This is a genomic window from Paraburkholderia sp. GW821-FHT02A12 (assembly GCF_059422005.1).
In genome coordinates this window covers 1,974,193-1,986,631 of record NZ_JBWKWA010000002.1, presented here as the reverse complement: position 1 = coordinate 1,986,631, position 12,439 = coordinate 1,974,193, and the positions used below count along the sequence as shown (strand labels likewise).

At 61.4% G+C, this 12,439-nt stretch carries 13 protein-coding genes; 9 read left to right on the top strand and 4 right to left on the bottom strand.

What is annotated here, in order from left to right:
• The first annotated feature begins 72 nt into the window (after window positions 1-72).
• On the top strand, window positions 73-984 hold the full coding sequence (locus tag AC07WT_RS30310; protein WP_494949806.1) for a LysR family transcriptional regulator: 912 nt from the start codon (window positions 73-75) through the stop codon (window positions 982-984).
• 94 nt (window positions 985-1,078) lie between these two features.
• Here AC07WT_RS30310 and AC07WT_RS30305 read toward each other — a convergent pair whose 3' ends face one another.
• Window positions 1,079-1,396, bottom strand: a complete 318-nt coding sequence (locus AC07WT_RS30305; RefSeq protein ID WP_494951081.1) for a hypothetical protein — start codon at window positions 1,394-1,396, stop codon at window positions 1,079-1,081.
• A gap of 722 nt (window positions 1,397-2,118) precedes the next feature.
• Between AC07WT_RS30305 and AC07WT_RS30300 the strand changes: the two genes are divergently transcribed.
• From AC07WT_RS30300 to AC07WT_RS30275, 6 genes are all read left to right on the top strand, one after another.
• Window positions 2,119-3,210 carry a porin gene (locus AC07WT_RS30300; RefSeq protein WP_494949805.1) on the top strand — a complete coding sequence of 364 codons (1,092 nt, stop codon included), beginning with the start codon at window positions 2,119-2,121 and terminating at the stop codon, window positions 3,208-3,210.
• 307 nt (window positions 3,211-3,517) lie between these two features.
• Window positions 3,518-4,381 (top strand): branched-chain amino acid ABC transporter permease, encoded by an 864-nt coding sequence (locus tag AC07WT_RS30295; RefSeq protein WP_494951080.1) that lies wholly within the window; start codon window positions 3,518-3,520, stop codon window positions 4,379-4,381.
• Window positions 4,378-5,388 carry a branched-chain amino acid ABC transporter permease gene (locus tag AC07WT_RS30290; RefSeq protein WP_492596092.1) on the top strand — a complete coding sequence of 337 codons (1,011 nt, stop codon included), beginning with the start codon at window positions 4,378-4,380 and terminating at the stop codon, window positions 5,386-5,388. Before AC07WT_RS30295 ends, AC07WT_RS30290 begins: the two co-directional genes overlap by 4 nt.
• The gene (locus tag AC07WT_RS30285) at window positions 5,381-6,145 is read left to right on the top strand and encodes an ABC transporter ATP-binding protein (RefSeq protein WP_494949804.1); all 765 of its coding nucleotides are present in this window, start codon (window positions 5,381-5,383) and stop codon (window positions 6,143-6,145) included. The genes AC07WT_RS30290 and AC07WT_RS30285 overlap by 8 nt, the downstream gene beginning before the upstream one ends.
• Window positions 6,132-6,839 carry an ABC transporter ATP-binding protein gene (locus AC07WT_RS30280; protein WP_492596094.1) on the top strand — a complete coding sequence of 236 codons (708 nt, stop codon included), beginning with the start codon at window positions 6,132-6,134 and terminating at the stop codon, window positions 6,837-6,839. Before AC07WT_RS30285 ends, AC07WT_RS30280 begins: the two co-directional genes overlap by 14 nt.
• 88 nt (window positions 6,840-6,927) lie before the next feature.
• A complete protein-coding gene (locus tag AC07WT_RS30275) occupies window positions 6,928-8,115 on the top strand; it encodes an ABC transporter substrate-binding protein (RefSeq protein WP_492596095.1) in 1,188 nt (395 codons plus the stop codon).
• A 264-nt stretch (window positions 8,116-8,379) separates the two neighbouring features.
• Here AC07WT_RS30275 and AC07WT_RS30270 read toward each other — a convergent pair whose 3' ends face one another.
• Window positions 8,380-10,104, bottom strand: coding sequence for a long-chain fatty acid--CoA ligase (locus tag AC07WT_RS30270; RefSeq protein WP_494949803.1), 1,725 nt, complete (start codon window positions 10,102-10,104; stop codon window positions 8,380-8,382).
• 154 nt (window positions 10,105-10,258) lie between these two features.
• On the bottom strand, window positions 10,259-11,032 hold the full coding sequence (locus tag AC07WT_RS30265; RefSeq protein WP_494949802.1) for an SDR family oxidoreductase: 774 nt from the start codon (window positions 11,030-11,032) through the stop codon (window positions 10,259-10,261).
• Between the two features lie 265 nt (window positions 11,033-11,297).
• Between AC07WT_RS30265 and AC07WT_RS30260 the strand changes: the two genes are divergently transcribed.
• Window positions 11,298-11,543 (top strand): acyl-CoA dehydrogenase C-terminal domain-containing protein, encoded by a 246-nt coding sequence (locus AC07WT_RS30260; RefSeq protein WP_494949801.1) that lies wholly within the window; start codon window positions 11,298-11,300, stop codon window positions 11,541-11,543.
• Window positions 11,544-11,573: 30 nt separating this feature from the next.
• On the opposite strand, the gene AC07WT_RS30255 is transcribed toward AC07WT_RS30260, so the two are convergent.
• Window positions 11,574-11,906: an IclR family transcriptional regulator gene (locus tag AC07WT_RS30255; RefSeq protein WP_494949800.1), complete on the bottom strand. Its 333-nt coding sequence runs from the start codon at window positions 11,904-11,906 to the stop codon at window positions 11,574-11,576.
• 161 nt (window positions 11,907-12,067) lie between these two features.
• Here AC07WT_RS30255 and AC07WT_RS30250 point away from each other — a divergent pair, with 161 nt between their 5' ends.
• Complete coding sequence (locus tag AC07WT_RS30250) at window positions 12,068-12,436, top strand: BON domain-containing protein (RefSeq protein WP_492596100.1); 369 nt, start codon at window positions 12,068-12,070, stop codon at window positions 12,434-12,436.
• Window positions 12,437-12,439: the final 3 nt, after the last annotated feature.

Genomic DNA, 12,439 nt, shown 5'->3' with positions numbered 1-12,439 from the left:
GCGAGGAAGCGGCATGAAAACGCTGCTAGACTCAAAGTATCCTTAACCTGAAGTTGACAATCGACCGTGCCAATGACTTCGTCGATACAACCGGACGACCTCGCATTTTTCTCCACGCTGGCCGCTAGTGGCAGCCTGACAGCCGCCGCGCGCGAACTCGGCTTGAGCACGGCGGCAGTGAGCAAGCATCTGGCGCAGATGGAATCACGCGCCGGCGTGTCGCTCGTCAACCGGACGACGCGGCGTATGAGCCTCACCCCGGAGGGCGAGCTGTACCTCGCGCGCGCGAGGCGCATCCTCAGCGAGATGGACGATCTTGCGCAACTGCTGGGAGGTTCGCAGGCGGCCCCGAAAGGCCTGCTGCGAGTCAACGCGACGCTCGGTTTCGGCCGCAGTCACGTGGCCCCGCTGATATCGAAGTTCGTGCGGCGCTTTCCGGAGGTGGACGTGCAGTTGCAGCTGTCTGTCGATCCGCCGCCGATCAGCGACGACGCCTTCGATGTCTGCGTGCGTTTCGGTGAACCGCCGGATGCGCGTGTGATTGCGCGCAGAGTGGCGCCGAACCGGCGGCTCCTTTGCGCCGCGCCGGCTTATTTTGCAAAGCGGCGTCCGCCGCGCAACCCGGCAGAGTTATCGCAGCACAACTGCATCGGCATTCGACAAGGCGACGACGGCTACGGGCTATGGCGGCTGACAAGCGGACGAGGTGCGACCGAAAAAACCGAGACAGTGCGCGTGCGCGGCAATCTGACCACCAACGACGGCGAAATCGCCGTGAAGTGGGCGTTGGACGGACATGGCATTCTGATGCGAGCCGAATGGGACATTGCCGAGTATCTGGCCGATGGACGCCTGATCCATGTACTGCCGGAATACCGCACGCCGGGAGCGGATATCTACGCCGTGTATCCGCAACAGTTACAGATGACCGCGCGGGTCAAGGCGTTCGTCGATATGCTGATAGAAACGCTCGGCGCGCGTTGAGCGCGGATATTTTCAGGCGGACGGCGACGCCCGGCCTGATTCCGAACCAGCGGCCGTGCGCGCCATATTCCGCACCGCGCGACCGCCGCCTTCGTTACTGACTCGCGCCGGTCCCGATCCCGGCCTTCTTCTGCGCATTCTGCAGATCGGTCGGATAGTTCGGGTCGTTCCTGCCCGGCTGATAGCCTGCGTCCTCCAGTTTCTTCAGTTCAGAGTTTTTCTTCGCGCGGGCCTGTTTGCGGGCCGCTTTGCGCTCTGCCCTGGTTGGCTTCGCGCTGCTCGCCATGCCGGGTTTGGCGACCTCGGCTGTACTGGCGCTTCCGCCTTGAGCGGCAGCGAGCGGAATGCTACCTGCGACCATGGCCGTGACTGCGAGCCCAAGCATGACTCTTTTCATGGCAAAGAACTTCATCTGATATCCCCTCTGAATAGTTGGCAAAGGTGGTGAAGCCTTTCTGCAAATCTTCTTACACAACAACGAACGCGGACAATGCATCTCACGTTCGTCGGATGGAAGCTTACAGCCAAATGAACCTTGCTGGTCTGATGGCGCAGCTCTCTTTGACTGCCGCGGCGAATTGTCAGCCATCCGCGGCGCCCTCTGCCGTAGTCCGACGCAGGGCCGCAAAGGCCGCGTAGCTACCCCGTTAGCAGCCGGCAACACTTGCCTGAGTTCTGCAATGCAGATCTTCCTGATATGCGATCACAAGCCGGAGCTGGCCTTGTTCAAATTCGCCTAGACCTTTAATTACAAGGTTTAACAGGCCGTATTCCTCCCGGATAAAAGAGCTAGGTGTTTTCCCGTCTTTGGTCTGCATTGCAGTCCAATCGCGCGATTTCCCCCGTTGACATAGAACGAACGGTCGTGCCAAATTGCGCGTGCATTCGGTGCGCAAGCACGCCAATCGACGAACTCATTGCGGCGCCCGGTGGGTCGCGCGATCAGGAGACAAACAGCAGGCCAACTGCATTCAGGAATCAACCAGCAGACGCAATATTTCGCATGCCTCATCAGCTTGCGAGGGCCTGGCATCGTCTGTTGAAACCGCAACGCGCAGCAGATCGCCAGCACCGTGCAGGACAAGCATCACTTCGCCAGTTCAATCGATTCCAATAGACAAGGAGACACGAAGCATGCCGGCAAGTCATCGCAATCGGGTTGGAGTCATGCTCGGATTAGTGGGCGCATGCGCATTGGGATCGGCCCCGAACGCCAATGCGCAAAGCAGTGTCACGCTGTACGGCATCGTCGACGGCTCGATCCTCTACACGAGCAAAACACTGAACGCGGCGACCGGCCAGAATGCCGGCCACCAGTACTCGTTTACCGACAGCGGCCTCTCCGGCTCGCGCTTCGGCATGCGCGGCGTCGAGGATCTGGGCGGCAGCATGAGAGCGATCTTCGAACTCGAAAGCGGCATCAGCATCGCCAACGGTTCGCTGAGCAACTCGAACGGTAACGAGTTCGGCCGCCAGGCGTGGGTCGGCGTGGATGGCGCATTCGGTACGGTCAAGGCCGGTTTGCAGTTCTCGCCGTTCTTCCTTGCGGTGTACGACTTCGATCCGCGCCAGATGGCGTACTTCGGCAGCGGTCTCGTCACTTACCTCAACAACGTCTATGTGACCGGCCTGTTCAACCCGAACGCGATTTCGTATACGTCGCCGGAAATCGCCGGGTTGCAAGCCAGCGCGCTGATGGCGTTCGGCGGTGCGGCCGGCAATTTCCAGGCGGGCCGCCAGTACTCGGCGAGCCTGCGCTATCACCTCGGTTCGCTGACCGTCGATGCGGCGCTCTATAGCGGCAACGCCGGCGGCAGCGCCGCATCGATCGCGATCCCGAGCGTGGTCGCGTTCGACGGCCGCGCGCTCGGTGGGAGTTACGTATTCAACAACCTGACCGTGAAGGCCTCGTATGTGCAATACAAGGTGGCGGGGTCGTTCAACGACCGCGTCTATTCCGGCGGCGCCAGCTACCGCATCACGCCTGCGCTGAACGTCGATGCCGGCGTGTGGTACACCCGCGACGCGAACAACTCGACCAACCATTCGGTGATGGCGTCGACGGGCGTGGACTATTCACTGTCGAAGGCGACGGTGGTCTATGGGCAAGTCGGCTTCGTGAACAATCACGGCGCCATGCACGCTGGGTTGTCAGTCAACAACGCGCTGAACGAAGTCACGGGCACGACGGCCGGTGTGAACCTCGGCATCCGCCATATGTTCTAGCAGGAATCGCATGACGAAGGAGCCGCTTGCGAACGCGGCGCCGACAGGTTGTGCGGATTGCCGACGCGGCTTTCATCTGTTACGCATTTTCTGTGGCACGCGCCCCCACCCGCTGACCATTCGCATAAGTGACTTCCCTAATAATCTGCAATGCAGAACGTGAGAATAGAAAACCCTATTGACGCTAAGCGAACGCTCGTGCCAAATTTCTCTCGCGCCACCGCACATCGCGTTTTGCAGTCCGCATCGATGAGCGTTTGAAACAGTCGATAACGTGTGCCCAGCCGGAGGGTGTAAAAGCGTGGATATGTTTTTGCAGCAGGTTCTCAACGGGCTGACCCTGGGCGGCATCTACAGCCTCGTCGCGCTCGGACTCACGCTCGTCTACGGCATTCTCGCAGTGCCGAATTTCGCGCACGGCGCGTTCTACATGGTGGGCGCATTCGTGTCGTTCTACCTGATGAGCCGGCTCGGCTGCAACTATTGGCTCGCAATGATCGGCTCCGGACTCGCCGTCGCCGTGCTGGCGATTCTCGCCGAGCGGCTGGTGTTCCATCCGCTGCGCAAGTCTTCCGAGTTGCATCCGATGATCGCCGCCATAGGGTTGCTGCTGTTTCTCGAAGCCGGCGCGCAGGCGATCTGGGGTGCCGACTTTCACCGGATGGCCACGCCGTATGCCGGCATCGTCGATCTCGGCGGCGTGACCGCGCCGTTGCAGCGCCTGTTGATCATCGGCAGCGCGTTCGCGTGTGTGGTGCTGCTGCAACTCTTCCTTAAATACACGGTGATCGGCTCGAGCATCATCGCGATGGCGCAGGACCGTGACGGCGCATCGCTGATGGGTATCGACGCCAACAAGGTGACGATGCTCACCTTCGGCATCTCGGGTCTGCTCGCGGCGGTGGCGGCCACGCTCTATGCGCCGATCAACCTCGTCTACCCGGCAATGGGGCAACTGGTGATTCTGAAGGCCTTCGTGATCATCATTCTCGGCGGCATGGGCAGCGTGCCGGGCGCGATCGTGGGCGGGCTGATCATCGGCATGGCGGAGAGCTTCGGCGCCTTCTACATCTCGACCGATTACAAGGACATCATCGCGTTCGTGGCGCTGGTGGTGATTCTGTCGGTTCGTCCTCAAGGCCTGTTCACCAGGGAACTGCGCGCATCATGAAATTATTCGAGGGCAAGCTGGGTTGGGCGCTGCTATGCGCACTCGGTGTCGTGTTTCCGTTTCTGGCCACCAATGACTACATGCTCACCGTGATGTCCACCGCGTACATCTTCGCGCTGGCCACCGTCGGGCTGAATCTGATCACTGGCTATACGGGCCAATACAATCTCGCGCACGGCAGCTTCATGGCGGTCGGCGCGTACACCGTCGGCATTCTGACGGTCGACCATCATGTGCCGTTCTGGATCGCGTTTGTCGCGTCGGGCGTGGTGACCGCGGTGCTCGGCGTGCTGGTCGGCCTCGTGTCGCTGCGCTTGCGCGGCCATTACTTTTCGATCTTCACGCTGTGCGTCGGCTACATCATGTTCCTCGTGATCGAGAAATGGGACAGCCTCACGCATGGGGTGGCGGACATCATCGGCATTCCCGCTCCAACCGGTTTCGGCATCGTATCGTTCGAGAATCCGCGTGCGCTCTATTACCTGGTGCTCGCCTTTCTCGTGCTCGGCGTGTGGGTCATGCATCGCATCGTCAACTCGCTGCTCGGCCGCACCTTCATGGCAATCCGCAATAGCGATGGGCTCGCGCAGTCGCTCGGCATCAACCTGATGCGCAACAAGGTGCTGGCCTTCGTACTCTCCGTGATTTACGCCGGCCTCGCGGGCGGTCTGTATGCAGGCTCCGTGCGCTTTCTCGGGCCGGATCTCGCGGGCGTGGACCATACCTTCGATATGACGATGTACATGCTGGTCGGCGGCATCGGCACGCTCGCCGGTCCTCTGCTCGGTGCGCTGGCGGTGCCGTGGCTCACGCAGTATCTGCAGTTCTTGCAGGAATACCGCTTCGTGGTGTTCGGTCCGATTCTGATCCTGCTGGTGATCTTTCTGCCTAACGGCATCGTCGGTTTGCATCAAACGCGCAAGGGACAGCGCGCGAAACGTGCCGCGCCGAAGAGCGGCATCGTCGCGCGCCGGTCGCAACCCGCGCACGGAGACCGCCATGCTTGAAATCGATTCGCTCAGCAAACGCTTCGGCGGCCTCGTCGCGGTGGACGACATCAGCACGCACATCGAAGCGGGCAAGATCAACGCGATCATCGGCCCGAACGGCGCGGGCAAGACCACCTTCTTCAATCTGATCAGCGGCATGCATCTGCCTACTTCAGGCCGCATTGTGTTCAAGGGCCAGGACGTCACGCGCATGGGCGCTGATCAGATGGCGCGCCTCGGCGTCGCTCGCACGTTTCAGTCCACCGCGCTGTTCGATCGCGCCAGCGTGCTGGACAACCTGATCGTCGGCCACCGGCTGCGCACGCGCTCTGGGCTGTGGGACGTGCTGACTCACTCGTCGCGGCTGAAGCAGGAGGAACGCATCTGCCGCGAGAAGGCGCGCGAGGCGCTGGACTTCGTCGGCTTGTCGGCGATGGCCGAACGGATGGCCGGCGACATCTCGCAGGAAGAGCGCAAACGCGCGGCGGTGGCGCTCGCGCTCGCCACCGAACCGAGCCTGATGCTGCTCGACGAACCGGCGGGCGGCGTGAATCCGGAGGAGACCGAGGGCCTCGCCGAATTGATCCGCAAGCTGGTGCAACACGGCGTGACCGTGTGCCTTGTCGAGCACAAGATGAACATGATCATGAAGCTCGCCGATCGCATCATGGTGCTGAACTACGGCAAGAAAATCGCCGAGGGCACGCCTGCGGAAATTCGCGCGAACCCGGCCGTGATCGACGCATACCTTGGGAGCGAGCATGCTGAAGTTTGACAACGTCGCGCTCGACTACGGCAGTTTTCGCGCACTGGACGGCATCGATCTGCACGCGAACGACGGCGAACTGGTGGTACTGCTCGGCGCGAACGGCGCGGGCAAAAGTTCGATTTTTCTCGCGACAAGCGGCCTGCGCCGCGCCGCGAGCGGCAGCTTGCGTTTCGGCGAACGCGAACTGCTCGGCATGACGCCCGCGCAGATCGTTCGCAGCGGCGTGATTCAATGCCCCGAGGGCCGCAAGCTGTTTCCGGGCATGTCGGTGCTGAAAAACCTCACGCTCGGCGCGTATGTGCATCGCGGCGACAAAGCCGGCAATCAGCGCAATCTCGACCAGGTGTTCGCGCTGTTTCCGCTGCTCGCCGAACGCAAGGATCATCCGGCCGGCTCGCTCAGTGGCGGCCAGCAACAGATGGTCGCGATCGGCCGCGCGATGATGGCGCGGCCCAAGGTGCTGCTGCTCGACGAACCGTCGCTCGGCCTCGCGCCGCTGGTGGTCAAGCAGGTCTTCGACGTGATTCAGCAAATCAATCGCGCGGGCACCACCGTGCTGCTGGCCGAACAGAACGCATTCGCGGCGCTGAAGATCGCGCATCGGGCCTACGTGATCGAGAACGGCCGCATCGTGCTCGAAGGCGAACCGTCGAGCCTGATGAACAACGAAGCGATCCGGCGCGCTTACGTCGGCGGATAGGCCAGGACGTTCACGGCCTGCCCGCGCGCTTGCACAAAAACCGGCCCACCTTGCGCCGGAAGATTCGATCAATCCAAAGGAGACGTGTATGACGATCAAACGCTTGTGCCGCCAGGCCGGATTGTGCGCGGCAGTCGCCACGACCGCGCTGTTGAGCGCGAGTGCCGCGATGGCGCAGCAGGTGGTGCATATCGGCTTTTCCGGCCCCTTGAGCGGCGGCGCGGCGAAGTACGGCCAGGAAGTGCTCGACGGCATGCGGATGGCGGCGGCCGACGTCAATCAGGCAGGTATCGAAGTAGCCGGCAAGAAGATCAAATTCGAAATCGTACCGCTCGACGACAAGTACAACCCGAGCGAAACGGCGATCAATGCGCGGCGTCTCGCGCAGGAACAGCAGGCTGCCGTGGTTCTTGTGCCGCATTCGGGCGGGGGCTTCGCGGTGCAGACCAGCAACGAGCAACAGAAATTGCTATTGCTGTCGTACACCAGCGTGCCGCAGATCAGCGAGCGCGGCAACAAGCTCACCGTGCGGATTCCGCCTGCGTTCACGTCATATCTGAACGCGTTCATCAAGTACGAAATGGCGGCGTACGGCAAGAAGGTCGCGCTCGCGGCCACCGATACCGACTACGGCAAGGTCTGGGTCGCCGCATTCAAGCCCGCCTGGGAAGCGGCCGGCGGCACGATCGTCGCGGACAACTCGATGTCGTATAACCGCGCCACGGATTTCTACAGCGGCGTGAGCCGCGTGCTGGCTGCCAAACCCGACGTGATGTTTATCGGCGGCCCGTCGGAGCCGACCGGCCTGATCGTGCAGCAGGCGCGCGAACTGGGCTTCAAGGGCGGCTTCATCGTGATGGATCAGGCCAAGCTCGATGAAGTGGCCAAAGTGACTGGCGGCTATGCGCCGCTGAACGGAGCGATCGGCGTGTTGCCGCTCGCCAGCGACGAAACGCCCGCGGCGAAAGCGTTCGTCGAACGCTTCCGTAAGAGCCATGGCGGGCGCGACCCGAGCCAGGAAGTGTCGCTCAACTACACCGCGGTCTACGCTACAGCCCTCGCGATGAAACTGGCCGGCAGCGTCAGCGATGCAACCGCAATCCGTAACCAGTTCGACAAGGCGGTGAAGGCGCTGCCTCAGCAGAACAATCCGCAGAGCGTGACGGGCGTCGATGAACGCGGCGGCTTCGTGATCGGCAATCCGCTCGCGGCAGTGGTTCAGGGTGGACAGTTGAAGTCGGCGGGGTTGAATTCGCTCGCGACGGCTTCGAAGTAAGGCTTCAGCGGGTCGTGACACTCAGGGGCGGCAAGACAGCCGCCCCTTTTGCATTAGCCCTTCAACGCCTTGCCTGCGAAATGTTCCATGCGTTGTCCCTTTGCTCCTTTGTCGGTGAGCGTCGCCGTTCTGGAAAATCAGCGGCGGGCCGGATAGACCTGCTCGCGCAACTCCCGTTTCAGCACCTTGCCAATCGGACTGCGCGGCAACGCGTCGATGAAGGTCAGTGCGGACAGCCGCTGCACAGTAACGCTTCAAGCCATGTCATTGCGGGGCACCTCCGCGGGTTCCGTTGCTTTCATTGCTTCCATTGGCCTCGGCGCGCGCCGCATCCTCTTCCTGCAACTTGCGCCACAATATTTTTCCGCTACCGGACTTGGGCAGCGATGTCACGAACTCGACGATACGCGGCGCCTTGTACGGCGCCATCTGCTCACGCGCCCACGCGATAATCTCCTTTTCATCGATCGTGCCTGCATGCGCTGCGTCCAGCACCACCAGCGCCTTCACGGTCTCGCCGCGCTTCTCGTCTTTCACTCCGATCACGCAAACCTCATGTATCGCCGGATGCCGGTACATGAGCGCCTCGACCTCGGCGGGCCAGACCTTGTAGCCCGACGCATTGATCATCCGTTTGAGACGGTCGGTCATGAAGAAGTAGCCGTCTTCGTCGATATGGCCGAGGTCGCCGGTTCGCAGAAAACGTTTGCCTTCGAGTTCAATGAACGCTTCCTGCGTGGCCTTCGGATCGCGCCAGTAGCCCTGCATCACCTGCGGCGCATTGACGACGATTTCGCCGGTTTCGCCTGGCGGGAGTTCCTGGAGCGTGGCCGGATCGATCACGCGCGAGTCCACGTCGAACACCGGAATGCCGAGGCACTGCGGCTTCGGACGATGCGGCGGATTGATGTGCGTGCCGGCGATCGTCTCCGACATGCCATAACCTTCGACGTAATCAAGCCCGGTCAGCGTCTTGAGTTTTCTGGCGATTGCATCAGGCATCGCCGCGCCGCCGCCGCGCGTGCCCGTCAGGCTCGACAGATCGTATTCGGAGAGCTGCGGATTCGACAGGAAATCGACCATCATCGTCGAGATCGACTGCCACGCGGTCACGCGATATTTCTGCATGCATAGCGCGGCTGCCTCGCGATCCCAGCGTGGCAGCACGACGATCGTCGCACTGGAAAAAACCGCGCTGTTCATGCCACCCTGCATGCCCGTCACATGAAAAAACGGCAGCACCGATAGATAGATTCCGTCCGCCGGGGCCGAGAACCACACGCAACCGCCGAGCAGCGTGCTCATCACGCTGCGATGCGTGTGCATGCATCCCTTCGGCTTGCCTGTCGTGCCGGACGTGTACGGCATCACGCACAGATCGTCGGGACCGGTGGTGAGTGGACCAGGCGCAATGCGCCGCTCGAGCACGTCGCGCCACGGCGTTACACCCGGTGTGTCGAACGTTTTGCGCGGGGCAGACACGAATTCAGGCACCGTAATCGGCGACGGACGCTTCAGATAGTCGCTATACGTCGCGACGATCGCATACTTGAGTCCCTGATCGGGCGCGTCGCCCATCAGCGGTTCGACCTGTGGAAACAGGCATTGCGGCGCGACGATCGTGGTCGCGCCGCTATCCTCCACGTAGTGACGCAACTCCGTCGTCAGGTTCATCGGATTGACCGGCACGACCACCGCGTTCGCGCGCAAGATCCCGTAGTACGCGAGGATCCATTGCGGACTGTTCTGCATATAGAGCAGCACACGGTCGCCGGCCTTTACGTGGCATTCCTGCTGGAGAAATCCCGCGATCCGTTCGGCTTCGTCCTTGAACTCGGCGAAGGTGACCGGCGTGTCGTAGAAAATGATGAAGGGCTTGTCGGGAAAGCGCGCCGCCGATACCTCGGCGTTATAGAAAATGTTGGTCTGCGGCAGCGTCAGATGCAGCGGCACTTGCGGCGGCCAATGCGGATGGTGGCGTTCGTTCATAGGCGTCTCCTGCTTTTACGATCTGTGCGCGCCGGGGTTGCGCGTGGTTCACGCATCATTCGCGCGCAGCGCACGCCGCGCCCTTGTTTACGTGAGCAAAGCGTGTGAGCAAAGCGCGGCCGCAGCCCTCGCGCCCTGCTCTTCAAACGGTGCGTCAGACGATGATGGCGCCGCCGTCCACCGCGAAATACTGGCCGGTGATATGGCGCGATGCCTCGCTCGCGAGGAACACGACCGGGCCCTTCAGGTCCTCTTCGCCGCCGAGCCGCTGCAAAGGCGTGCGCTTGACGATCATGTCTTCGAGCTTGTCGAGCAGCCCCACGGACATCTTTGAAGGAAAGAAACCCGGACAGATTGCGTTGACGTTGATGTTGTACTTGCCCCATTCCGCCGCCAGCGCGCGCGTGAAGTTGATCGCCGCGGCCTTCGACGTGTTGTACGCAATCGTGTTCATGCCGGGCGGCGAACCCGTCAGGCCCGCGACCGAGGCGATGTTGATGATCTTGCCGGCGCGGCGCGGGATCATGCTGCGCTTGCCGACTTCGCGGGCAAGAAAAAACGGCGCGTTGACGTTCAGGTTCATCACCTTGTGCCACGCTTCGTCGGGATAGTCCTCGGCGGGCGCACCCCATGTCGCGCCCGCGTTGTTCACGAGAATATCGATCTGGCTGTGCAGGCCGAGCACTTCATCCACCAGCCCCGGAATCCCCTCGAAACGCTGCAGATCGTTGACGACGGTCTGCACCTCGATGCCCTGGCTCTGCAAATGCGTTTTCGCCTCGGCGAGCTCGTCGGCCTTGCGCGCCGTGATCGCGACGCGGCAGCCCATCTCTCCGAGTGCCTCGGCCATTTGCAGGCCAAGTCCACGCGAACCTCCGGTGATCAGTGCAACTTTGCCGTCCAGTCGAAACAGGTCTTTCACTGACATTACGACGCTCCTCCAGATTGCCCAGGTTGTTCTGCTATGCAGACGTCTATTCCAGATTTTCTGACCATCATACGTGCCGAAATTCGGCGTGTAAATAAAAGCACGATCATTCACTTTCGATATAAACTGACACGCATCGCTTGGCTGGCGGATCATTGGGACTTACCCGGATACCGCGTTTTTCAATCGGGCCGCGCTCATGCGATGCGCGTTGTTTTGCGCAGCCGTTCCGCATAGCGGCTTCTTTTTTGGCAGGCCCTATCCCATGCCTGATGCGCTGATCATCAACTCACGCGAGTTTGTGATTGCGTGGACGTGGTTGCGGCAAGCGCTGATTGCAAGCGCGGCACTCCCTGGGGCTACGAGCGACGCCGAGTGCGACTTCTATCGCGGCAAGCTGCATGCGTGTCAGTGGTTTTTCCGTTGGGAATTGCCGCGCGTCTCACTCATGCTCGCAACGCTGCGCGGCCTCGACGACACGACGCTCACCATGTCGCCTCACTGGTTCTGATCGCAGACCCAGATCGTGGACAGCAGCAGCTCAATGCGACAGCGCGCTTTCGAGCTGCGTCACCACGTCGATCAGACGTGGCCGCACGTCTTCGAGCAGAAACTCTTTCGAGAGCTTGAACGAGGGCCCACCTACGTTGATCGCCATGACCGGCAGTTCGCCGCCGGGCTGGAACGCGCGCGCAATGCCGTTCACATCCTTCTGCCAGTCGCCGAACGAGGTTGCGACACCGAGCGTGCGGTAATCGTCGAGCGCCTTCTCGATGCCGCGCCGGGTTGTCGGCCACGCTACGTGATGGAGCTCGCGCACCTGCTCCATGAAGCTGAGCCGTTCATGCTCAGGAACCGCCGCCAGCTTTTTCAACGCCAGAGGATTTGCTGGAGTATTGTTTAAGCGCGCCGGGAGCGTCACAACGTCAATCCTCTATAAGACAGCGGGCCCCTCGCGGGCGGTGCAACGCTCGCAAGCGCGTGGTTTTTTTCATGCAACGATGCGAAATCAATTTTTCGAGGAATGGAGAAACCGTGAAAACAGTCAAACTTTTGAAAGCACTCGGCATCGCGTTGTGCGTTGCGGTAGCGTCCAGCGCTTATGCCCAGTCGAGCGATGCGATGGCGACGACCGATACGGCCGCGCCTGCTGCTAGTGCGAAAGCGACCAGGAAGATGGACCGCAAGCTGGGTCTGGACGTGCGTAAGGCGTTGGCGAAAGCGCAGGGTTTTGATGTGTCGAACGTGTTTGTCCGGGCGCGTGGCGGCGCAGTGACTTTGACTGGGACGGTGCCCGATGGGGCGCAGATTCCAAAGGCGGAAGAAGTCACCAAGAGTGTCGCCGGCGTGAAGTCGGTGAACAACAAGTTGACTATTGGGACGCCTAATGGCGGCGGGGGTTAAAAA